Raw genomic sequence first — 19,810 nt, 5'->3', positions numbered from 1 at the left:
AATCTGTCGTCTATTCAACCGATTAAACGCATTTTGGCTATTTTTAAAGCGAACGAATGCGCGCACTCTTTACAGCGCGCGGTGAGGTGTTTATAGTTCGCCTCACTTAGGAAGCGTGGCCGAGCGGTTGAAGGCACCGGTCTTGAAAACCGGCGACCCGAAAGGGTTCTAGAGTTCGAATCTCTACGCTTCCGCCAAATTCGAAACCCCTGCGATAGCAATATCGCAGGGGTTTTTGCTTTTGCGCCAGGCTTCCGTCATGCCACCATGTTATAGCTTATCGTGATCCCGGCGTCGGCCTTGCAGACCTGAGCTTTTACGCACCAGGTGTCCTCGATGTTTGCCGGCGTCAGAACCGCTTCTGGCGCGCCCGTGGCGGCGATCTGCCCGGCCTTCAGGAGGATCAGACGCTGGCAATAATTGGCCGCAAGATTGAGATCGTGCAGTGCAACCACCACCGTAAGCGGCAGCTGTGAAACGAGCCGCATCAGCTCCAGCTGGTGCTGAATGTCCAGGTGGTTTGTCGGTTCATCGAGCAACAGCACCTGCGGCTGCTGGGCCAGCGCGCGGGCTATCTGGCTTCGCTGGCGTTCTCCGCCAGACAAAGAGTGCCATCGCCGCTGGCGTAAGCGGCATAACTGCATCAGGCCAATCGCCTGCTCAACCGCAGCCTCATCGTCGCGCGAGGTTTTCTGGAATGTTTTCCGGTAGGGCGTACGCCCCAGTCTGACAATGTCCTCAACGGTCAGTTCTCCGTCGACCTCAGCATGTTGCGGGACAAACGCCATGTGCTGCGCGCGTTTTTTCAGCGGCATCATGCCTAGCGTTGTGCCATTAAGCGCCACGCGTTCACTGAGTCGTGGAAACAGCCCGGCGAGACAGCGCAGCAGCGTCGACTTGCCCGAGCCGTTTGGCCCTAACAGGCCGATAATCTGCCCGGATGGCAGGTCGAGATCGATATCCTTAAGCACCGTCTGCGCTTGTCGGGTTACGGTTAACCCGGCCACAGTAATATTCATGGATGCTCCTTTCGGTTTTGATAAAGCAACGCCACAAAGACGGGGGCGCCCACCAGCGCAGTCACCACCCCGATGGGCAGAACCTGGTGCACAATCAGCGTGCGTGAGACGATATCGGCGAGGATCATAAAGTGGGCGCCGATAAGAAACGTCAGCGGGATAGATAGACGATGGCCCGGCCCACATAGCATGCGCGTTACATGGGGAATGACCAGCCCGACAAACCCCACTGCGCCCGTGGCGCTCACCAGCGTTGCGGTAACAATGGCACAGGTCAGCAATAAGACAATACGCACGGCGGTAACCGGGATCCCCAGCGTGGTGGAGACCTCATCCCCGAAGGTGAAGGTGTCCAGCGCCCGTGAAAAGAGCAATACCACCAGTAAACCCGCAAGCGTAACGGCCAGCGCCAGCAGCGCGTCAGGCCAGCGCACGCCGCTCAGACTTCCCAGAAGCCAGAACATGACGCTACGGGACTGCTCGGCATTGGCGGACGTACTGACGACGTACGCGGTCATGGCGTTGAAGAGCTGGGTGCCCGCAATGCCAGCCAGCAAAATGCGCGACGGGCTTTCACTCATCCCGTTCGTAATCACCATGATGAGCGCAAAGGCGGCGCACGAGCCGACAAACGCACCGCTGCTTACGCCAATCACGCTCCCCCCGATGCCGAGAAGCATCACGCAGACGGCCCCCAGCGATGCGCCCGCGGAAATCCCCAGCAGATAAGGCTCAGCCAGAGGGTTACGCAGGATCGACTGTAACACCAGCCCGCACAACGCCAGGCCGCCGCCGTTGCACGCGGCCATTACTGCCCGGCTCATGCGATATTGCCAGACGATACCTTCCTCCGTTTGCGGCAAAGCATAAGAGGTCAAACCCAGTCCGTTGAGGATCGCTTTCCCGGTACTGGCATACGACACCGGCATATCACCGATACTGGCGGCAAAGACCAGCATCAGCGGCAGCGCCATGGCACCTGCTGCCAGTAAACCCTGCTGGCGGCGGTCAAAAGCGAAATGACTCATTGTTCATCCTGGAAAGAAGCCAGCCGATCGCTGATAAGCTCAACCGCATCGACGTTACGCAATGAAGGGTTTAACGACATCGCTGGCACCACGATGATGTGGTTGTTCCTGACCGCAGGCATGTTCTTTGTCACCGGGTCACTGCGCAAGAACGCTTTTTTTACCTCAACGTCATCGGCAGGGTAGAGCCTGCGGGACATCCCGGCGATAACAATCACGTCCGGCTGCGAGCGGGCTATATGTTCCCACGTTACAGCGGGCCATTCGTCGTGAGAGTCAATAATGTTCTTCAACCCCAGCGTGCGGCTGATCCAGCCAGGCGCGCCGTAATTCCCGGCCACCCAGGGATCGCCATTCAGACGGCTGCTGGAGAACCAGAATACAACGCTAAGCGGTTTCGCGGAGGCGCGCGCCTGGGCCTTTTTAATACGCTCCGCCAGCGCACGATTGAGCTGCTCACCTCGCGCGGAAACATCAAAAATCGTCGCCAGATCTGTCACTTCCCGTGTAATTTCCGCCAGTGAAAACGGCGCGCTACGTGCTCCGTCTGCGTTTGAGGTTTCCGTTACCGTTTTATCCGTGCAGTCGGCAGGGGAGATCCACGTATTAATCCCCAGCGACGCAAACTGCTCACGGGTTCCCACTTCTCCCTGCGGACCAATGTGCCAGTGATACTGTGCGAGAACGAGTTCAGGTTTCTGTCCTACCACGGCCTCAAAGGAGGGGGAATTATCCGCAAGCCGGGGGAGGTTTTTCCCGGCATCCTCCAGCGTGGGTGGGAGCTTGCCGAACCAGACTGACGTCGCGGCGATCGTTTTCTCCAGCCCCAGTGCGAGCAGTAATTCTGTTTCATGCTGACCCACGGTCACGACGCGCTGAGGAGCCTGCGTAAAGGTCTGCTTAACGCCGCAATTTTCAATCGTGAGGGGCCAGGTGGTTGCGGCGAAAGTGGCAGGCGCCATGAAGAGCAGTGAAGCCAGAAATAACCCATTTTTAAGTAACATAGAACGCAATCCAAAATTGTTATGTTATAACATAATACATATATTGTGACTGAGAGCAACACGCTCACCGTCGCTTGTTGCAGAAACGAAAGGCTGGACTATTCTCAACATACCCACCTGGCATTCGCGGGTTGCCTGAAAAATAACAAGATTTCTGACCTGGGGTAGTAAGGATGAAAAAGATCCTGCTCGCGTTTGCGTTCTGTTTTGCCGCCCTGAGCGCCTTCTCATCGTATGCCGCAGAGCCCCGCCAGGCGCCTACGGAGCAGGAGCGCGCCCGAACGGTCTACATCTTCCATCAGCCCATCGTCATGCTCCAGGCGAAATTTGGCCTGACCACGCCGGAAGAACGCGTTTTACGCATCCGCAACACCCTGCGCAATTTTACCGAGGCGGATGTGCGTGAGCCGCTCAGCATCGTCCCCGTGACCCGCTATAACCAGCAGGGACGGCTAATAGTGATGAACGGGAAACCTGTGATGCTGCTGACGGAAGGGGATTTGGACGAAGGGGACGATCTTACCCTCGATCAGGCCGCACAGCGCGTGCTGGCGCGCATGGAAGCGCAAAGGATGGCGCTGCGCGATCAATACGATACCGGCTGGCTGGCGCTGTCGACGGTAAAAACAGCCGCTGGCCTGCTGGCGCTGTTGCTGCTCTGCTACGGCGCGTGGCGATCCTGGCGCTGGTTCCGGCGCGTCTACCGTCGGCGTATTGTGGAGAATCGCAGCCGGGTGCCGCAAAGCTGGCGGCGGTACATTGGCGCAATTGAGATTCGGCTTTACGCCTTGCTGATGTTCCTGCTGGGGTTGATCGGCTTTTACGTCTGGCTGAGCTGGGCATTCAGTCTGTTTCCGTGGACGCGGGTGTGGGGCACGTCGCTGGGAGACTGGACGCTTCGCGTGGTGCAGCAAATCGCCCTGGCGATTGTCTCGGCCTTGCCGGGGCTGACGATTGTGCTGATCATTTTCCTCATTACCGCATTTATTCTGAAGCTTCTCAGGATGGTGCTCAATCAGGTGGAGGCTGGTCGTCTGCAACTTCCCGGCGTACATCCGGAAACCGTGGGGGCTACCCGTAAGCTCATTTCCGTTGCCGTCTGGCTATTTGCTCTCTCCGCCGCCTGGCCGTTTCTTCCCGGTGCGAACTCGCTGGCGTTTAAAGGTATTAGCGTCTTCTTTGGCCTGATGTTAACGCTGGGCTCGGCAGGGGTGATGAACCATGCCATGAGCGGTCTGGTCCTGATTTACTCCCGCGCTCTGCGCAAAGGCGATGTCATTCGGGTGGCGGATAACGAAGGCAAGGTCAGTGAAATTGGCATGCTGGCGACCAAAATTATTACCCGGGAAAATTATGTCGTTACCGTGCCCAACGCGGTGGTGGTGAGCGGTAAGATCACCAATCTGAGCGCGCTACAGCCCGATGGCAGCCTCAATCTGACGGTCAGCGTCACGATCGGTTATGACACCCCATGGCGTCAGGTGCATGCCATGCTGGAGCTGGCCGCGAAACGGGCAAAAGGGATTGACCTTTCCGTGCCGCCGCTGGTACGCCAGTTAGGGTTAATGGACTGGTATATCGCTTACGAATTGCAGGTCCGTCTGCTGCCCGAACAGTCCCTCGCGGTTGCCCGCAATGAACTGCATAGCCAGATACAGGATGTGTTTAACGAATTTAACGTGCAGATCATGTCCCCGAATTTTGTTATGCAGCCAGAGGGCAGCGTAATGGTTGCCAAAGAGAACTGGTATACCGCGCCAGCCAAACCCCCTCAGGGCGAAACGTGACGGCCCGGTTTTTCCGTGGCAAGGCAAAATGTCACAGCTTTTAATCGACGATCGCCGATTTTACACGGGTCATCGCCAGAATGTTTTTTGAGCGCATATTTAATTTCTCGAGGATCCTCACGCGGTAGGTGCTGGTCGTTTTTTGTGACAATTGCAGCTTTTTCGCGATCTCATGGTTTTCCAAATGAAACAGCTTCAGCACGTCATATTCGCGTCGCGTAAAGGAGTGTGTTCTGAGCGCCCGGTAAAAGCGCATCAGCTGCTGAAAAGGGTGAGCAGTAAAATGCATCGACGAATAGATAATATTATCGATTCTCACTGCGCGGTTGGCTTCTATCTCATGCATCAGGACAATGTAATCACGCTTAACTTTTTTGACCTGCCGAATGGTTTTATTGCGTAACTTATCCTGTTCAATCGCAATGATAAAATCCATCGCCTGATCGACCCCATCAAGATCGTGAATATCCGCGTCATCGCGAATCAAATGGGTTGATGTCAGGGAGCTTGATACACCCTGGCAAAGGTAGTAGTTATCACTGATAAATAAAAAATTCATAATCGTCGTTAAATAAAGTCATGGCTAATCTCTTATCGCAGTGATCCACGGTTAATGGGTGTTGTACGAAAAAGAGTCTAAATGACCACCTGCGAATCTAATAAACGTTATGAATGTAAAAATAAATGTTTACATTTTAGCCAGCCGATGACGAAGAAATCAGCGGGGCGGAAGGGGAGGACGGAAGACGTGTAATGTTATGCAATTTCGTGCTTTACATCATGCTCAGAGATGTTTATAGTGCGCCTCACTTTGGAAGCGTGGCCGAGCGGTTGAAGGCACCGGTCTTGAAAACCGGCGACCCGAAAGGGTTCTAGAGTTCGAATCTCTACGCTTCCGCCAAATTCGAAAACCCTGCGATAGCAATATCGCAGGGTTTTTTCGTTATTCCAGCCCCAGCGTATACTGCGCGATTTTGAAGTAGATAATCAGCCCGGTCCCGTCGATTAGCGTGGCGATAAACGGTGCGGAGACCACCGCCGGATCGATTTTGCAGCGTTTCAGTACCATCGGGATCACCGACGAGACGATGGCGCTCCACAGCGTAATGCAGACCAGCGTCAGGCTGACGATGAGCGTGATTTCCATCCCAATACCCATCATCCAGGCGCGAACGCAGCCCGCCAGACCCAGCGTGGCGGCAATCATTAACGAGGTGCTGATCTCTTTGCGCAGCACGCGACCCACATCGCGAAGGTGGACTTCACCCAGCGCCATGGCGCGCACCAGCGTCGAGGTGATCTGCGTCCCGCTGTTTCCGCCGGTGCCAATCAGCAGCGGAATAAAGAACGCCAGCGCGATGGCAGATTCCAGCGCCTCTTCAAAATGCTGGATCACCGAACTGGTATACGCTTCCGCAACAAACAGCAGCAGCCAGACGGAGCGTTTCTTCCACAGGCTGAAGGCGCTGGTTTCCAGATAGGGCTTCTCCAGCGGCAGCGTCGCCCCCTGAAGCTGGGCATCTTCAGTAACGTCATCTTCCAGCAGATGGGCGATTTCACGCTCGGTAAGGCAGCCCACCAGCTTGCCGTGGGTCACCACCGGCACTACATCCGCACCCGCGTGCGCCAGCAGCCCGGCGACATCCGCCCGCTCATCTTCCGGTTTGAGCTGAATAAAATCCGATATCATCAACCCCTTAACAGGCTGCACGGTGTCCGTGGCCTGCAATAATTTGCGTACGGCGATTAAACCCGCGAGGCGACCGTTATCTTCGATAAAAATATGCGACGGAATATCATCATCTTTTAATTTTTCAAAGAACTGCTCGCGTGCCAGAGCTACGCATAATGAAATATCGATAACGATAAAATCGGTATTCATATATTGCGCGATGGCGCTGTCATTAAAAGCCAGGTTTTGGTTGTGAATAGCGTAAGACATAGTAAATTCCCTTTGAATAATAAAATCTCTCAGGGGCGAGCAAGACAGGGCATGTCGGAAAGGAGATCCCCACGTCCTGGGTTCAGCACTGTACACCGTATCCCACAAGGGAAGTTATACTGACAAAGCCTTGATTCGACAGTGCCTGTTTTACCCTGTGCCGGTTCTCTCGAACCCACCAGAGCGATAACGTGTATTTGTACAGGAGCCTCGCCATAACGAGATCGTTGTAAAACGAGAGGGATAATACGCCTGTTTAAATTTAGTGCTCAGAAAATTAAATAATGTTTAAGAACGGTTTAGGTAAATCTTATTAATAAAATGTTGAGGGTTTATTTAAGGTTATTCATTTTAAATGGACAATTAAATTATTAGCGGGGGAGGGGAAAATGGCATGGGTTGATAACCTGCTGAATCATTTTGCGCTGTATCCGGCACATCTGTTTGTGCTGTTATTCGTGATGGCGCTGAGCAAATCGACGGTGCTGATCTCCTCCGTGCTGCCGCCTGCGTCGGTGATGCTGCTGGCGGGTATTACCGTCAGCCAGGGGAGCATGCATCCTGCGCTGACGTGGCTCGCCGTAGTGATGGGGGCAACGGCAGGTTCGATGCTGAATTACCATATCGGCCAACTGATGGGGCATACCCGGATGGTCACGCGCTTCACCTCAAAGCATGCCAATAAGTTCCTGCGGGTCCAGCATCAGCTGCAAAAGAACGGGGTCATCGTGCTTTTTACGTCGCGCTTCCTGGCGGTGTTGCGTTACATCGTTCCGCTGGCGGCCGGGATGCTCAGGCTGAACGCCGTCAAGGTCTACGCCGTCAGCCTGCTTTCCGCCTGTGCGTGGGCGGCGCTGTATGTCGGCGCGGTCACCGGCATCAGCGCCTTTTGAATTACAGGCTCCCCATTCCGCCGTCCACCAGCAGTTCCGTTCCCACCGTGTAGCTCGACTCGTCGGAGGCCAGATAGAGTGCGGCTTTTGCCAGCTCGGTCGTCGAGCCCATTCTGCCCAGCGGCACCAGCTTAATGACCTCTGCCATCATCGCGTTAAGCGCCTCGTCGCTTAAGCCCGTTTTCGTAAACGCCGGGGTTTCCACCGGACCGGGACTCAGACCGTTGACGCGGATCCCGCGCGGCAGCAGCTCCGCCGACAGTGTACGCGCCAGCGACAGCAGGGCGGCCTTGCTCGCGGCATACGCGCTGCTGGTGGGCAGGCCGATGCGCGCGCTCACGGAGCCGCAGAGGATCACCGAGGATGGGTTATTCAGCAGCGGCAGCAGCGCCTGAATTAAAAAGAACGGTCCCTTCAGGTTGATGTTCATCAGACGGTCCCAGGCCTCTTCCTGCCAGACTTCCAGCGGCGCGTGCGTTACGTCACCGGCGTTGAGAAAGACCGCATCCAGGCGTGGCCAGCGGGCGGTGAGGGACTCCGCCAGCGCTTTTTGCAACGAAATATCGCCTGCGTCGGTTGGGATCACCCAGGCCTTATCGCCCAGAATGCGCTCTGCTTCGGCGAGGGTATCCGGGTTGCGTCCGGTCACGGCGACGCGCGCCCCTTCGGCGATAAACGCCTGCGCGGTGGCGAGACCGATACCGCTGGTGCCGCCGGTAATCAACGTATACTTATCGGTTAAACGACCCATGTTCTTCTCCTGAAATGTCTCTGGAGAAAGCACTATAGAAACGTTAGTATCGAAAGGAAACCAGGTACCAACTGGATACTAACGAGGCAAGAGGTGTGAAATGGCAGAGCTGCTGGAAGCGTGCTGCGAAAAAAAATCTGAGGCGTATACCTGCCCGATGACGCAGTTTGTGAATCTGATTTCCGGTAAGTGGGCGATCCCCATTCTCTATCGCCTGATTGTGTTCAATACGCCCGTTCGCTTTGGCGATCTGCTGCGTGCCGCTGCCCCCATCACCCAGAAAGAGCTGACGAAGCAGCTGCGCCTGTTTGAGCAGCGCGGTCTGGTGACGCGAACGGTCTACCCGGAGATCCCGCCGCGCGTGGAGTATCAGATCACCGAGCTGGGGCTAACCCTTCAGGACGCACTCTCGCCGCTGGCCGCCTGGATGAGCGAATACGGTGACCAGCTTCAGCGTTAGGCTACTGTTTTACGTAGCGCGGATCCCCGCTTCATCGGTGAGATAGGCCACCAGAATATCGACTGCGACCCCGTAGCGCGCGTCGCGAACAATCAGCAGCGACCACCAGTCGCCGATAATATCCAGCGAACGGGCGACGGGGCAGGTGCTCTCTTCAAGGCGGGTACGTTTCACAGCGAATTCTCCGGTGGGGTATGGTTTTTTTATAAAACTCATCGGCACACGCCGTAAGCACGTTAATCATCAGTTTGAGAAATGCTTCCCGAAAAACCTGTCACGGATCTGTCACACTCAGGGCGACATTAAAAACGTGTGAGGAATTAGGGATGAGAAAAGCACTACTCGCAGTTGCCGTGGCATGTACCCTTTCCGTGACCTTTGGCGCACAGGCGCAGGACACGCCGGACGGCTATCAGCTGGAACAGGTGCTCATCATGAGCCGCCACAACCTGCGCGCGCCGCTTGCCAATAACGGCAGCGTGCTGGAGCAGTCCACGCCGAAGCAGTGGCCGGAGTGGGACGTCCCGGGTGGACAGCTCACCACCAAAGGTGGCGTACTGGAAGTGTATATGGGTCACTATATGCGCGAGTGGCTGGCAGAGCAGGGGATGGTGAAGACGGGTGAATGCCCGCCAGCGGATACCGTCTATGCCTACGCCAACAGCCTCCAGCGCACCGTGGCGACCGCACAGTTCTTTATCACCGGCGCGTTCCCCGGGTGCGATGTTCCTGTGCATCACCAGGAAAAAATGGGCACCATGGACCCCACCTTCAATCCGGTCATTACCGATAACTCCCCTGAGTTTCGCGAGAAAGCGCTGAAAGCGATGGAGACGGAACGGCAGAAAATGCAGCTGGATGAAAGCTACAAACTGCTGGAACAGCTGACAAACTACAGCGACTCGCCGTCCTGCAAGGAGAAAAAAGTCTGCTCCCTGACGGAGGCGAAAGATACGTTCAGCGCCGATTATGAAAAAGAACCGGGCGTCTCCGGGCCGCTGAAGGTGGGTAACTCGCTGGTGGATGCGTTCACGCTACAGTATTACGAAGGCTTCCCGACAGACCAGGTGGCCTGGGGGGAAATCAAAACCGATCAGCAGTGGCGCGTGCTGTCGAAGCTGAAAAACGGCTATCAGGACTCGCTGTTTACGTCGACGGAGGTGGCGCAGAACGTGGCTAAACCGCTGGTGAAGTACATTGATAAAGCGCTGGTGACCGACCAGGCAAAAGCGCCAAAAATCACCCTGCTGGTGGGGCACGACTCTAACATCGCCTCGCTGCTGACCGCGCTGGACTTCAGGCCTTATCAGCTGCACGACCAGCAGGAAAGAACCCCGATTGGCGGTAAAATTGTCTTCCAGCGCTGGCATGACAAAAACACTAATCAGGAGCTGATGAAAATTGAGTATGTCTACCAGAGTTCAGAGCAACTGCGTAACGCCAGCGTACTGTCGCTGCAATCCCCTGCGCAGCGCGTGACGCTGGAGCTGAAGGGCTGTCCGGTGGATGGCAACGGCTTCTGTCCTGTCGATAAATTCAATGCGGTGATGAACAACGCGGCGAAATAGAAGATAACCCCCCGCGTGGGCGGGGGGAACGTTCAGACGTTTTTACGTTCGATGGTTTGCTCGCCCCAGAACAGCGAGTCTTTGTCGGTTTTTTCGAAGGCGCGAACCAGCACTTCATCGTTGCCTTCTTCCCAAATCTGCTCAGCCAGCTTTTCGTCATAATTGGCGACTTCAAAGATGGCTTCGGCAATCTCCGGAGAGGTATTGCGTAAACTTGCCCATTCGCCCACGTGGTGAGCTTTGGATTCTTGAGTTGGCATACTTGTCCTCCTGTTGGGTTAGCCGTTCAGTTTTTTTGCAAGACCCGCGACGTATTCACCCTGATAGCGGGCGATTGAAAGTTCTTCATTGCTTGGCTGACGTGACCCATCCCCACCGGCAATGGTTGTCGCGCCATACGGTGTCCCGCCACGAACCTGGGAAACATCGAACAGTTCCTGCGCGCCGTAGCCAATCGGCACAATCACCATCCCATGATGGGCAAGGGTAGTCCAGGTGGAGGTGATCGTCTGCTCCTGGCCGCCGCCCGTGCCGGTAGAGCTGAACACGCTGGCCAGCTTGCCGTATAACGCGCCGGAGGCCCAGAGCCCGCCCGTCTGGTCGAGGAAGGTGCGCATCTGGCCGGACATATTGCCGAAGCGGGTCGGGGTGCCGAAGATAATGGCATCATAGTCCGCGAGCTCCTGCGGGGTGGCGACCGGGGCGTTTTGTGTTTTCCCCCCGGCTTTGGCGAAGGCTTCCGCCTGCATGGTTTCCGGTACGCGTTTAACCACGACCTCAACGCCGTCTACTCTGTTTGCGCCTTCTGCTACTGCGTGAGCCATGGTTTCAATGTGTCCATACATGGAATAATAGAGCACCAGAACTTTTGCCATTTTGCATCACTCCTCGTTGGTTTTTCTTACAGCGGATCGCTGCGTTCCTTTAAAGATATGACATCACAGCCAGACTGCAAAAATGAACGGCATTTCTTTGATATATAACAATATCTTTTGGTTATGCGCCTTGTAGCAAAATGAAACAACTTTCGCGGCGCGGATTTTTCAAAATATAAGAACGGCTTATGAATGACTTCCCCGACATTTCATACGAAAGGCTGAGATCATGTTGCAGAATATTACCTCTCGCTTGCCGGATAGCCGCATTACACTAAGCTTAGTTTCACGCGGCACAGATAAAGGCACTGTCCTTGAGCCGCGAGGTGAAAGAATCCTCTTTTACTGAATGCAATATGATGTCTAATGTTTCACACTCTGGAGGTTAGAGATGGCAAACCATCGTGGTGGTTCAGGTAATTTCGCTGAAGACCGTGAAAGAGCATCAGAAGCAGGTCGTAAAGGTGGCCAGTCTAGCGGGGGCAACTTTAAAAACGACCCTCAGCGCGCATCAGAGGCTGGTAAAAAAGGGGGTAAAAATAGCCACGGCAGCAACAAGTAGTACGCCGGGTTAACTCCCTGCCGCCGGGTTTCCCGGCGGTTTTTTTATGTCTGCTACATTGAACTGTCATCAAAGGCATCGCACACTACAGGATTGATTCTTCGTGCTGGTGTCCCATGTCCGTTTCCCGTTTTACCTTCTCCATTAAGCCTCAGGAAGCCATCCTGATTTTGATCACCATGTTCTGGGGCGGAACCTTTCTTGCCGTTCAGTACGCGGTCACGATGAGCGATCCGTTTTTCTTCGTGGGGCTGCGCTTTGCAACCGCGGCGATTGCCGTGGCGCTTATTTCGCTGAAAACCCTGCGCGGGTTGACCCTGAGAGAGCTTAAAGCGGGTGTCGCCATTGGCGTGGCGATTGCCATGGGCTACAGCCTGCAAACGTGGGGGCTCCAGTCTATCTCCAGCAGTAAATCCGCCTTCATCACCGCCATGTACGTACCGCTGGTGCCGCTGTTGCAGTGGTTGTGCCTCGGCAGAATGCCGGGCTTGATGTCGTGCATTGGCATCGTGCTGGCGTTCATCGGCCTTATTTTATTAGCCGGGCCGGAAAATAATCTGCTGGCGCTGGGGCCGGGGGAGATCATCACTCTGGTGGGGGCCGTCGCCATTGCGGCAGAAATTATCCTGATTAGCGCCTGGGCAGGAAAAGTGGACGTCAAGCGGGTGACGGTGGTGCAGCTTACCACCGCGTCGCTGGTGGCGTTCGCGACGATGGTGCCGGCAGGGGAGTCCGTCCCGCCGATGTCTACCGGGCTTATCGTCGTGGCGCTGGGGCTGGGCATTTTCAGCGCCATTATCCAGGTCACCATGAACTGGGCGCAGCGCAGCGTATCCCCGACACGGGCGACGGTCATTTATACCGGTGAACCGGTGTGGGCGGGTATTTTCGGGCGACTCGCCGGGGAGCGTCTGCCCCTGCTGGCGCTGGTGGGCGCGGCGTTTATTATCGCCGGGGTGCTGGTGAGCGAGTTGAAGTTAAAAAAACGACGTAAGGCGACTGCCGGATTGAGCGCTGAACAAGGGGCAGATAGCTAATAACGCGCAGCCTGCTCGTTTAGCCCGGCGGCGCTTCGCTTGCGCGGGCCTACTTGCCAATTGTAGGCCGGGTAAGCGTAGCGTCACCCGGCAAGAAAGCGGCACGTATTTCAGGTGGAGCGGGTGATGGCTTTTCCTTGCGGTACATCCCTTTTCCGGCGGCTCAGCAGGGCGTTGAGCAGGATCGCGCCGAAGGTCGCCGTGCCAATCCCGCCCACCGTAAACCCGCCCAGCGTCAGGGCGAAATCACCCGCCCCCAGCACCAGCGTTACCGCCACCATGATCAGGTTACCGTTCTGGCTCAGATCAACATGGTTCTGCACCCAGATGCGTGCCCCCGCGACGGCAATCAGACCAAATACCACAATCGAGGCGCCGCCAATCACGGGGGCCGGGATGGTGTGGATCAATGCGCCGAATTTTGGGGAAAAACCGAGCAGCATCGCCATCACCGCCGCCGCCACGAAGACCAGCGTCGAATAGACTTTGGTCACTGCCATCACGCCGATGTTTTCCGCGTAGGTGGTCACGCCGCTGCCGCCGACCGAGCCGGAGAGCATGGTCGCCAGACCGTCTCCCACAAACGCCCGCCCCATATACGGATCCATATTGCGCCCGGTCATTCCCGCTACGGCTTTCAGGTGGCCCAGGTTTTCAGCCACCAGAATCACCGCGACAGGCGCGATGAGCATCATCGCCTGAGCGTTAAAGGTGGGTGAGGTTATCTGCGGCAGGCCGAACCAGGCGGCCTGGTGAATCAGTGTGAAATCAACCGGTTTGCCGAGACCGAACACGTTCGCCAGCAGCGCGTAGACCAGACAGGCCGCAATCAGCCCGACCAGGATCAGCAGCCGTTGGATCATGCCGCGCGTAAAGACCGCCACCACGCCGATGCACAGCACCGTTATCACCGCCATCCAGCTTTCAAATGGTGAGCCGGAAACGCTCTTCACCGCAATCGGCGCGAGGTTCAGGCCTATCGCCATCACCACCGCCCCGGTGACGACGGGGGGCATCATCCGCTCGATCCAGCGCGTGCCGACTTTCATCACCACCAGACCGGTCAGGGTGTAGACCAGCCCACAGGCGATAATGCCGCCGAGGGCCACGCTCAGGTTGGGGTTAATACCCTGACCGTTAAACCCGGTCGCTGCAATGACCACCCCCACGAAGACGGCGCTGGAGCCCAGATAGCTGGGCACACGCCCGCCGGTGACAAAAAAGAACAGCAGGGTACCCATACCCGACATCAAAATGGCGAGGTTAGGATCCAGCCCCATCAGCATGGGCATCAGCACCGTCGCACCAAACATCGCGACCGCATGCTGCACGCCCATCACCATGGTCTGCCCGAGCGGGAGCCTTTCATCCGGCGCGACCACGCCTTCTTCTGTGGAGGTCGATTTCAACTGCCAGTGGGGAAGTCCGAACATGATCTGTCTCCTGAATGCGGATTAACAGGCGGGTCGCATAAGCGCGTGATAGCCGCGGTCGAACCACACCAGCCCTTGCGGCGCCGGGTGGCGTACGATGGATACAATGTCGCAAAACAGAATGTCGTGAGTGCCAACGCTCACCACCTGGCTGATACGGCAGTCGAACGAGGCCAGCGCATTTTCCAGACGCGGGCAGCCCGTGTCGCCTGTCTGCCAGCGGGCAGCGGCAAAGCGGTCCGCCATCGGCGTTTTCCCGCCAAACAGGTTGGATAAAGGCTCCTGTCCGGCACTCAGCGTGTTAACGCACAGGGTGCGGTTCTCGCTGAAAATCGGCCAGACCGACGCGCCGCGGTTCAGGCACACCAGCAGGGTAGGCGGGGAATCCGTGACGCTGCATACCGCGCTGGCGGTGAAGCCCGCCATTCCCGCGGGGCCGTCGGTGGTGATGATATTGACCGCTGCGCCGACGCAGGCCATGGCGTCGCGAAAGGTTTGTTTATCCGGTGTCATCACGTTCGCTCCTTACGCCAGCCCGCAGGCATCGTCAAAGGCCAGACGCGGCAGGCGTCCGTACAGTTTGGTCGTATCGCCATAGCCGATGTTAATCAGCAGATTGCTTTTGAGTAGCGTGCCCGTGAAAAAGGCCGCGTCCACTTTTTCCCGGTCAAAACCCGACATCGGCCCGGTGTCCAGCCCGAGCGCGCGGCAGGCGAAAATCAGGTACGCGGCCTGCATTGAGCTGTTGCGAAAGGCGGTCTCTTCCGCCAGCGCGGGGCTGGAGGTAAACCAGCTTCTGGCATCGCCGTGTGGGAACAGTTCAGGCAGGCGCTCATAAAACTCGCTGTCCCAGGCGACAATCGCCGTGACCGGGGCAGTGAGCGTTTTCTCAAGGTTGCCGCTGGAGAGCGCCGGGCGCAGCTTCTCTTTTCCTTCCGGGCTTCGCACAAACACAATGCGCGCCGGGGAGCAGTTGGCGGACGTCGGCCCCCATTTCATCAGGTCATAAATCTCGCGCAGCGTCTCGTCACTGACCGGTATATCCAGCCAGCCGTTATGGGTACGTGCGCCGGTAAACAGCGTTTCCAGCGCGGCGGGCGTGATGGCTTCGCTCATTCAAGCTCCTTACAAAGCGGGTTCTGGGCTGTGCAGCAGGCTGGCAAGCCCGTTCAGCAGCAGAGTGTTAAAGATGTCCGGCACGGTCACATTGCAGGCATGCCCGCCCTGGCGCATGACCGTTTTGCGGGCGTGCGGGAGAGCGGCGTGCAGTTCAGCGGAGCAGACGGACGGCACCAGCAGATCGTCGGTGGAACAGATAATCTGCATGGGGCAGCGAACGCGTGCAGCGTGGCGGCTGAAATCGGCCTGTTTCAGGGCATCCAGCCTGCGCAGCAGATTGGCTTTGCCCTGAAAATGGGCCAGCGCCAGCGCGTCCTCGGCCTCCAGCCGCGGGGCGCGGGCGGCCATCCAGTCTGCCGGGTAGAGGAACAACGGCTGTGCCTCTACCCACGCCTGCGCCCCGCCCGCATGCAGCAGACGTTCGCGAACGTCAAAACAGCGGCGGGTATGGGCATTGAGGGTCAGCCAGCCGTTGACGCAGACCAGCGCGGTGAGGGCGTCGGGCTTATCGATAGCCAGCCGCAGACCGACCAGCGCCCCCAGCGCGTGGCCGACCACGCAGTAACGGGCGATCCCGGCCCCGGCTAACGCCAGCGCAAGCTCGTCGGCCATGTGTGCGAGGGTGTAGTCTTCCGGCAGGGTATCCGGGTTGTTCCCCGTGCCCCGCTGGTCGTAGCACACCACCTGATACTCCTGCCCCAGCACGGCGAGCTGGGGCAGCCAGTAGCTGCCGCTGCCGCCGAGCCCGGCAATCAGTACCACCACGGGCGCGCCCGCAAAGGGGGGCGGTGAAATGGACAGTATCATGGCCGCCTCACTTCGCGATGTGCGCAACGGTGGCAATTTCAACCAGCGCTTCGGGCTTTACCAGCCCGCACTGGATGCAAAACCGCGCCGGTTTATCGCCGGGGAAAAACTCCGCGTAAATCTCGTTAATCGCGGCGTAGTTTTTCCAGTCGGTGATAAAGATGCTGTTGAAGGTCACGTCCTCCATCGTCCCACCCGCCGTTTCGATCACGGTTTTGATTGTCTCCAGCACGTGGCGGGTTTGCGCCTTTGGGTCATCGATAAACACCACGTTGTTGTCTTTATCAAACGGCAGCGTGCCCGAGACATACACCACGCCGTCGGCGAGGGTGCCGGGGACAAACGGGGCAATCGGGGTGCTGGTGCCCGGCGGAATAATCACGGATTTCGGCATAGCGGTTCTCCTCAGGCGATGCGGGCGAGCGGGGGATCCAGCGCGTCGCAGAAATCATTGACGTTACTGACCCAGCCAAAAAAGGTTTCGATATTGAACAGGGCGGCTTTCTGGGCAAAATCCGGCCCGGCCTGATGGGTGGCATCCTCCAGCACCACCCCAAAATACTCGAGGAAAAAGCCGTCGCGCAGGGTCGACTCCACGCACACGTTGGTGGCAATGCCCGTAAAGACCAGATGGCGAATGCCCCGGCTGCGCAGCAGGCTGTCGAGCGGGGTATTGAAAAAGCCGCTGTAGCGCGGTTTCGGCAGCACGATATCGCCGGATTCCGGTACCAGCTCATCCACCAGCTGATAATCCCAGCCGCCTTTCGCCAGCAGCGTGCCCTGGAGTTCGGGCCGTTGGCGCATGGTTTTCAGGGCGTTGGATTTGTGAAAGTTGGGTGAGCCGGGACCGCCAGCCTCGACGTACTGGTCGTCCCAGCCGTTCTGGAACCAGACGATCAGCATGCCCGCAGCACGTGCGGCGCTCACGGCGGTTTTGATGTTCTCAATCACCGGCTGCGTGGTGGAGACGTCAAACCCGGCCAGATCCAGATACCCGCCTTTACTGGCATAGGCGTTTTGCATATCCACCACGATCAGCGCGCTGCGCTGCGCGTCAAAGGTAATGGCTTCCGGGCGAGCGTTGAGGGTCGTCATTACGCCACCTCCTTCGTCACGGCAGGGATGTGGGCGCGGCACTGCATCAGCGGCTGAATGCGCTCGCCGAAAGTTTCCACGCCGGTGAGAAAATCATCGAAGGTCAGCAGCACGCCTTCGGCGCCGGGCACGGCAGCCACTTCGTCGAGCATTCTGGCCACGCTGGCATACGAGCCAACCAGGGTGCCCATGTTGATATTGACGGCAGACGTCGGGTCGGCCATCTGGCGAACGTTGGTGTCCGCGCCGGAGCGGGTATCCTTCTGGCTCTGCTCGGTAAGCCAGCTCAGCGCTTCGTCATCCGCGCCGTCCTTGTATCGTTCCCATTTGGCGCGCGCGGCGTCGTCGGTTTCGTCGGCAATCACCATAAACAGCACGTAGGAGCCCACGTCGCGCCCGGTTTTGTCGGCGGCCGCTTTCATGCGTGCCGCGGTGGGCGCGAAGGCGGCCGGGGTGTTAACGCCTTTGCCGAAGCAGAAGTTGAAGTCGGCGTATTTCGCCGAGAATTCCATTCCCGCGTCGCTCTGTCCGGCGCATATCACCTTCATCGGCACCGACGGCTGCGGGCTGACGCGGCAGTCGTTCATGGTAAAGAAGTCGCCTTTGAAATCGCTTTTGCCGGTGCCCCATAGATCGCGCAGCACCTGCACATATTCAGTCAGGTAGTCGTAGCGACGGGAGAAGTAATCGTCCCCCGGCCAGATCCCCATCTGCTCGTACTCCGGCTTTTGCCAGCCGGTGACCAGGTTAACGCCAAAGCGCCCGCCGGAGATGGAGTCGATGGTGGAGGCCATCCGCGCCACGATTGCCGGGGGAAGGGTAAGGGTGGCGGCGGTGGCGTAAATCTGGATGCGCGAGGTTACCGCCGCCAGGCCCGCCATCAGGGTGAAAGACTCCAGGTTGTGGTCCCAGAATTCGGTCTTACCGCCGAAACCGCGCAGCTTGATCATCGAGAGCGCAAAGTCGAAGTGGTAGTGCTCCGCTTTCTGCACGATGGCTTTATTCAGCTCAAAGGTCGGCATGTATTGCGGGGCAGTGGTCGAGATAAGCCAGCCGTTGTTGCCGATCGGTACAAATACGCCAATTTTCATCACGAACCTCTCTTCATTACGTCGCAGGTGTCACGATGTTTTTGCAAAGGCAGTGCCAGTTTTGAAAATCGCTTTGTTATTAATGTGTTAAATGATGGTTGTTAAAATTAACAGCGAAAATGTGGACTGGATGGTCAAAATCATTGCACAGAAAACAGGCACTCATGCGCGCTGAGGGTGCAGAAGGTCGTGGCGAGACGGGGGTTTTGCTATGCTGAGCGCAGGACAGAAAATGGAGAGCGAAAATGACACAAGGCGCAGTGAAAACACCCGGTAAACGTTCGCAGGCGGTGAGCGCCAAGAAACAGGCGATCCTCAGCGCCGCGCTGGAGACATTTTCGCAGTTTGGTATTCACGGTACGCGCCTTGAGCAGGTGGCGGAGCAGGCCGGGGTGTCCAAGACCAATCTGCTCTACTACTACCCGTCGAAAGAGGCGCTGTATGTGGCGGTGATGCAGCAGATCCTGGATATCTGGCTCGCACCACTTAAAGCATTTCGCGAAGAGCTGGCCCCGCTGGTGGCGATAGAGGAGTACATACGCCTGAAGCTGGAGGTATCGCGTGATTACCCGCAGGCATCAAGGCTGTTCTGCCTGGAGATGTTGCAGGGCGCGCCGCTGTTGCAGGCGGAGCTGACCGGCGATTTAAAGCAGCTGGTGGACGATAAATCGGCCATTATTGCCGGATGGGTCGCCAGCGGAAAACTGGCGCCCGTCGATCCGCATCATCTGATCTTCATGATTTGGGCCTCAACCCAGCACTACGCTGACTTCGCGGCCCAGGTCGAGGCGGTGACCGGTAAAACGCTCCAGGACGAGGCGTTTTTCCAGAGCACCCTGGAAAACGTACAGCGGATGATTATCGAAGGGATCCGCGTGCGCTAGTTTCCCGGCGGAAGAGGACAGCTTAAGTCGCCCTCTTCACACTGCATCAGCGTGGCCAGAAACGCTTCGCGCTCCGCGGTTTTCTCCGCCAGACACTGGTTAACAATCATTGGCTGAACGCTCCCGCCTTCCGTACCCGAACCGATAAACGCACAGTCCGCGTCGCGCAGGCTAATCCACGCCTGCTGCGCCTTTTTCAGTAGATCGCGCTGAGGCGCTGCCGCACGTTTGATGGCGGCCTGATACGTCTCGTTGAGCTTTTTATCGGCGGCCTGGTACTGCTGCGCGCTACAGGTGTTCAGTTCAAGCTGGGTGGTCGCGTTATCGCACTCGTCGGCCAGCGTGCTGGCGCTCATGAGCAGGGCTGCACCTGCGAGAAATACTCTTTTCATCATCCCCTCCATGTAAAAAAGCCGGATACGCTGTGCTTATCCGGCCTGGGCTATTTTGTAGCC

General features: G+C 57.4%; 23 protein-coding genes, 2 tRNA genes, 1 pseudogene and 1 riboswitch. Of the genes and pseudogenes, 9 read left to right on the top strand and 17 right to left on the bottom strand.

Annotated features, from left to right (window positions below; genetic code table 11):
* Nucleotides 1-109 precede the first annotated feature (109 nt).
* Nucleotides 110-197: transfer RNA gene (locus SK58_RS15835), tRNA-Ser, on the top strand.
* A gap of 60 nt (nucleotides 198-257) precedes the next feature.
* Here the strand turns inward: SK58_RS15835 and SK58_RS15830 are convergent.
* From SK58_RS15830 to SK58_RS15820, 3 genes are read right to left on the bottom strand one after another with little or no spacing between them, the layout of a single operon-like run.
* The gene (locus tag SK58_RS15830; RefSeq protein WP_015570887.1) at nucleotides 258-1,019 is read right to left on the bottom strand and encodes an ABC transporter ATP-binding protein; all 762 of its coding nucleotides are present in this window, start codon (nucleotides 1,017-1,019) and stop codon (nucleotides 258-260) included.
* The gene (locus SK58_RS15825) at nucleotides 1,016-2,047 is read right to left on the bottom strand and encodes a FecCD family ABC transporter permease (protein ID WP_017384785.1); all 1,032 of its coding nucleotides are present in this window, start codon (nucleotides 2,045-2,047) and stop codon (nucleotides 1,016-1,018) included. The genes SK58_RS15830 and SK58_RS15825 overlap by 4 nt, the downstream gene beginning before the upstream one ends.
* A complete protein-coding gene (locus tag SK58_RS15820; RefSeq protein WP_017384784.1) occupies nucleotides 2,044-3,051 on the bottom strand; it encodes an ABC transporter substrate-binding protein in 1,008 nt (335 codons plus the stop codon). Before SK58_RS15820 ends, SK58_RS15825 begins: the two co-directional genes overlap by 4 nt.
* 173 nt (nucleotides 3,052-3,224) lie before the next feature.
* Here SK58_RS15820 and SK58_RS15815 point away from each other — a divergent pair, with 173 nt between their 5' ends.
* Entirely contained in the window at nucleotides 3,225-4,838 is a 1,614-nt protein-coding gene (locus SK58_RS15815) for a mechanosensitive ion channel family protein (protein ID WP_048220193.1), read from the top strand.
* Between the two features lie 40 nt (nucleotides 4,839-4,878).
* Here SK58_RS15815 and SK58_RS15810 read toward each other — a convergent pair whose 3' ends face one another.
* Complete coding sequence (locus SK58_RS15810; protein WP_023303404.1) at nucleotides 4,879-5,397, bottom strand: LuxR C-terminal-related transcriptional regulator; 519 nt, start codon at nucleotides 5,395-5,397, stop codon at nucleotides 4,879-4,881.
* A gap of 254 nt (nucleotides 5,398-5,651) precedes the next feature.
* Here SK58_RS15810 and SK58_RS15805 point away from each other — a divergent pair.
* A tRNA-Ser gene (locus SK58_RS15805) sits at nucleotides 5,652-5,739 on the top strand.
* Between the two features lie 42 nt (nucleotides 5,740-5,781).
* Here SK58_RS15805 and SK58_RS15800 read toward each other — a convergent pair.
* Nucleotides 5,782-6,780, bottom strand: coding sequence for a magnesium transporter (locus SK58_RS15800; protein ID WP_048220192.1), 999 nt, complete (start codon nucleotides 6,778-6,780; stop codon nucleotides 5,782-5,784).
* A gap of 60 nt (nucleotides 6,781-6,840) precedes the next feature.
* Nucleotides 6,841-7,010: riboswitch (M-box (ykoK) riboswitch) on the bottom strand.
* A gap of 159 nt (nucleotides 7,011-7,169) precedes the next feature.
* On the opposite strand from SK58_RS15800, the gene SK58_RS15795 reads away from it, so the two are divergent.
* Nucleotides 7,170-7,673, top strand: a complete 504-nt coding sequence (locus SK58_RS15795) for a DedA family protein (RefSeq protein ID WP_017384781.1) — start codon at nucleotides 7,170-7,172, stop codon at nucleotides 7,671-7,673.
* Nucleotide 7,674: 1 nt separating this feature from the next.
* Here the strand turns inward: SK58_RS15795 and SK58_RS15790 are convergent, their stop codons facing one another.
* Nucleotides 7,675-8,424 carry an SDR family oxidoreductase gene (locus SK58_RS15790; RefSeq protein WP_048220191.1) on the bottom strand — a complete coding sequence of 250 codons (750 nt, stop codon included), beginning with the start codon at nucleotides 8,422-8,424 and terminating at the stop codon, nucleotides 7,675-7,677.
* Nucleotides 8,425-8,524: 100 nt separating this feature from the next.
* On the opposite strand from SK58_RS15790, the gene SK58_RS15785 reads away from it, so the two are divergent.
* Complete coding sequence (locus tag SK58_RS15785) at nucleotides 8,525-8,884, top strand: winged helix-turn-helix transcriptional regulator (protein WP_017384779.1); 360 nt, start codon at nucleotides 8,525-8,527, stop codon at nucleotides 8,882-8,884.
* A gap of 66 nt (nucleotides 8,885-8,950) precedes the next feature.
* On the opposite strand, the pseudogene SK58_RS23220 reads toward SK58_RS15785, so the two are convergent.
* Nucleotides 8,951-9,058 (bottom strand): annotated as a pseudogene (locus tag SK58_RS23220) (winged helix-turn-helix transcriptional regulator); the annotation flags it as partial.
* 152 nt (nucleotides 9,059-9,210) lie between these two features.
* On the opposite strand from SK58_RS23220, the gene agp reads away from it, so the two are divergent.
* Nucleotides 9,211-10,452 carry a bifunctional glucose-1-phosphatase/inositol phosphatase gene (agp, locus tag SK58_RS15775; protein ID WP_017384778.1) on the top strand — a complete coding sequence of 414 codons (1,242 nt, stop codon included), beginning with the start codon at nucleotides 9,211-9,213 and terminating at the stop codon, nucleotides 10,450-10,452.
* Nucleotides 10,453-10,484: 32 nt separating this feature from the next.
* Here the strand turns inward: agp and SK58_RS15770 are convergent, their stop codons facing one another.
* Together SK58_RS15770 and wrbA are read right to left on the bottom strand one after the other, a co-directional pair.
* The gene (locus SK58_RS15770; RefSeq protein ID WP_006809324.1) at nucleotides 10,485-10,712 is read right to left on the bottom strand and encodes a YccJ family protein; all 228 of its coding nucleotides are present in this window, start codon (nucleotides 10,710-10,712) and stop codon (nucleotides 10,485-10,487) included.
* 18 nt (nucleotides 10,713-10,730) lie between these two features.
* Entirely contained in the window at nucleotides 10,731-11,327 is a 597-nt protein-coding gene (gene wrbA / locus SK58_RS15765) for an NAD(P)H:quinone oxidoreductase (RefSeq protein ID WP_006809323.1), read from the bottom strand.
* Nucleotides 11,328-11,718: 391 nt separating this feature from the next.
* Between wrbA and SK58_RS15760 the strand changes: the two genes are divergently transcribed.
* Both SK58_RS15760 and SK58_RS15755 read left to right on the top strand, forming a co-directional pair.
* Nucleotides 11,719-11,889, top strand: coding sequence for a con-10 family general stress protein (locus tag SK58_RS15760; protein ID WP_001273664.1), 171 nt, complete (start codon nucleotides 11,719-11,721; stop codon nucleotides 11,887-11,889).
* Between the two features lie 116 nt (nucleotides 11,890-12,005).
* The gene (locus SK58_RS15755) at nucleotides 12,006-12,926 is read left to right on the top strand and encodes a DMT family transporter (RefSeq protein WP_017384777.1); all 921 of its coding nucleotides are present in this window, start codon (nucleotides 12,006-12,008) and stop codon (nucleotides 12,924-12,926) included.
* A gap of 110 nt (nucleotides 12,927-13,036) precedes the next feature.
* Here SK58_RS15755 and rutG read toward each other — a convergent pair whose 3' ends face one another.
* The 7 genes from rutG to rutA are packed head-to-tail and all read right to left on the bottom strand — an operon-like array spanning nucleotide 13,037 to nucleotide 18,471.
* A complete protein-coding gene (gene rutG / locus SK58_RS15750) occupies nucleotides 13,037-14,359 on the bottom strand; it encodes a pyrimidine utilization transport protein G (RefSeq protein ID WP_048220190.1) in 1,323 nt (440 codons plus the stop codon).
* 21 nt (nucleotides 14,360-14,380) lie between these two features.
* Nucleotides 14,381-14,872: an NADH-dependent FMN reductase RutF gene (gene rutF / locus SK58_RS15745; protein WP_032673178.1), complete on the bottom strand. Its 492-nt coding sequence runs from the start codon at nucleotides 14,870-14,872 to the stop codon at nucleotides 14,381-14,383.
* 12 nt (nucleotides 14,873-14,884) lie between these two features.
* Nucleotides 14,885-15,475 carry a malonic semialdehyde reductase gene (locus tag SK58_RS15740; RefSeq protein ID WP_017693662.1) on the bottom strand — a complete coding sequence of 197 codons (591 nt, stop codon included), beginning with the start codon at nucleotides 15,473-15,475 and terminating at the stop codon, nucleotides 14,885-14,887.
* Between the two features lie 9 nt (nucleotides 15,476-15,484).
* The gene (gene rutD, locus SK58_RS15735; RefSeq protein ID WP_048220189.1) at nucleotides 15,485-16,285 is read right to left on the bottom strand and encodes a pyrimidine utilization protein D; all 801 of its coding nucleotides are present in this window, start codon (nucleotides 16,283-16,285) and stop codon (nucleotides 15,485-15,487) included.
* A gap of 7 nt (nucleotides 16,286-16,292) precedes the next feature.
* Nucleotides 16,293-16,679, bottom strand: coding sequence for a pyrimidine utilization protein C (gene rutC, locus SK58_RS15730; RefSeq protein ID WP_015570870.1), 387 nt, complete (start codon nucleotides 16,677-16,679; stop codon nucleotides 16,293-16,295).
* 11 nt (nucleotides 16,680-16,690) lie between these two features.
* A complete protein-coding gene (gene rutB / locus SK58_RS15725; RefSeq protein WP_045911600.1) occupies nucleotides 16,691-17,380 on the bottom strand; it encodes a pyrimidine utilization protein B in 690 nt (229 codons plus the stop codon).
* Nucleotides 17,380-18,471 (bottom strand): pyrimidine utilization protein A, encoded by a 1,092-nt coding sequence (rutA, locus tag SK58_RS15720; protein ID WP_003858092.1) that lies wholly within the window; start codon nucleotides 18,469-18,471, stop codon nucleotides 17,380-17,382. The genes rutB and rutA overlap by 1 nt, the downstream gene beginning before the upstream one ends.
* Nucleotides 18,472-18,716: 245 nt before the next feature.
* Between rutA and rutR the strand changes: the two genes are divergently transcribed.
* A complete protein-coding gene (rutR, locus tag SK58_RS15715; protein WP_023324433.1) occupies nucleotides 18,717-19,355 on the top strand; it encodes an HTH-type transcriptional regulator RutR in 639 nt (212 codons plus the stop codon).
* Here rutR and SK58_RS15710 read toward each other — a convergent pair.
* Complete coding sequence (locus tag SK58_RS15710) at nucleotides 19,352-19,747, bottom strand: lysozyme inhibitor LprI family protein (protein WP_048220188.1); 396 nt, start codon at nucleotides 19,745-19,747, stop codon at nucleotides 19,352-19,354. The two genes, rutR and SK58_RS15710, sit on opposite strands and share 4 nt — an antisense overlap.
* Between the last annotated feature and the right edge of the window lie 63 nt (nucleotides 19,748-19,810).

Source organism: Enterobacter sp. BIDMC93 (assembly GCF_001037805.1).
Lineage (GTDB): Bacteria > Pseudomonadota > Gammaproteobacteria > Enterobacterales > Enterobacteriaceae > Enterobacter > Enterobacter hormaechei_C.
This window is presented reverse-complemented; position numbering and strand designations above follow the sequence as displayed.

Excerpts from the sequence above, each read along its gene's own strand:
- SK58_RS15830 (WP_015570887.1), bottom strand. The coding sequence starts at position 1,019 with ATGAATATTACTGTGGCCGGGTTAACCGTAACCCGACAAGCGCAGACG.
- SK58_RS15825 (WP_017384785.1), bottom strand. The coding sequence starts at position 2,047 with ATGAGTCATTTCGCTTTTGACCGCCGCCAGCAGGGTTTACTGGCAGCA.
- SK58_RS15820 (WP_017384784.1), bottom strand. The coding sequence starts at position 3,051 with ATGTTACTTAAAAATGGGTTATTTCTGGCTTCACTGCTCTTCATGGCG.
- SK58_RS15815 (WP_048220193.1), top strand. The coding sequence starts at position 3,225 with ATGAAAAAGATCCTGCTCGCGTTTGCGTTCTGTTTTGCCGCCCTGAGC.
- SK58_RS15810 (WP_023303404.1), bottom strand. The coding sequence starts at position 5,397 with ATGAATTTTTTATTTATCAGTGATAACTACTACCTTTGCCAGGGTGTA.
- SK58_RS15800 (WP_048220192.1), bottom strand. The coding sequence starts at position 6,780 with ATGTCTTACGCTATTCACAACCAAAACCTGGCTTTTAATGACAGCGCC.
- SK58_RS15795 (WP_017384781.1), top strand. The coding sequence starts at position 7,170 with ATGGCATGGGTTGATAACCTGCTGAATCATTTTGCGCTGTATCCGGCA.
- SK58_RS15790 (WP_048220191.1), bottom strand. The coding sequence starts at position 8,424 with ATGGGTCGTTTAACCGATAAGTATACGTTGATTACCGGCGGCACCAGC.
- SK58_RS15785 (WP_017384779.1), top strand. The coding sequence starts at position 8,525 with ATGGCAGAGCTGCTGGAAGCGTGCTGCGAAAAAAAATCTGAGGCGTAT.
- agp (WP_017384778.1), top strand. The coding sequence starts at position 9,211 with ATGAGAAAAGCACTACTCGCAGTTGCCGTGGCATGTACCCTTTCCGTG.
- SK58_RS15770 (WP_006809324.1), bottom strand. The coding sequence starts at position 10,712 with ATGCCAACTCAAGAATCCAAAGCTCACCACGTGGGCGAATGGGCAAGT.
- wrbA (WP_006809323.1), bottom strand. The coding sequence starts at position 11,327 with ATGGCAAAAGTTCTGGTGCTCTATTATTCCATGTATGGACACATTGAA.
- SK58_RS15760 (WP_001273664.1), top strand. The coding sequence starts at position 11,719 with ATGGCAAACCATCGTGGTGGTTCAGGTAATTTCGCTGAAGACCGTGAA.
- SK58_RS15755 (WP_017384777.1), top strand. The coding sequence starts at position 12,006 with ATGTCCGTTTCCCGTTTTACCTTCTCCATTAAGCCTCAGGAAGCCATC.
- rutG (WP_048220190.1), bottom strand. The coding sequence starts at position 14,359 with ATGTTCGGACTTCCCCACTGGCAGTTGAAATCGACCTCCACAGAAGAA.
- rutF (WP_032673178.1), bottom strand. The coding sequence starts at position 14,872 with ATGACACCGGATAAACAAACCTTTCGCGACGCCATGGCCTGCGTCGGC.
- SK58_RS15740 (WP_017693662.1), bottom strand. The coding sequence starts at position 15,475 with ATGAGCGAAGCCATCACGCCCGCCGCGCTGGAAACGCTGTTTACCGGC.
- rutD (WP_048220189.1), bottom strand. The coding sequence starts at position 16,285 with ATGATACTGTCCATTTCACCGCCCCCCTTTGCGGGCGCGCCCGTGGTG.
- rutC (WP_015570870.1), bottom strand. The coding sequence starts at position 16,679 with ATGCCGAAATCCGTGATTATTCCGCCGGGCACCAGCACCCCGATTGCC.
- rutB (WP_045911600.1), bottom strand. The coding sequence starts at position 17,380 with ATGACGACCCTCAACGCTCGCCCGGAAGCCATTACCTTTGACGCGCAG.
- rutA (WP_003858092.1), bottom strand. The coding sequence starts at position 18,471 with ATGAAAATTGGCGTATTTGTACCGATCGGCAACAACGGCTGGCTTATC.
- rutR (WP_023324433.1), top strand. The coding sequence starts at position 18,717 with ATGACACAAGGCGCAGTGAAAACACCCGGTAAACGTTCGCAGGCGGTG.
- SK58_RS15710 (WP_048220188.1), bottom strand. The coding sequence starts at position 19,747 with ATGAAAAGAGTATTTCTCGCAGGTGCAGCCCTGCTCATGAGCGCCAGC.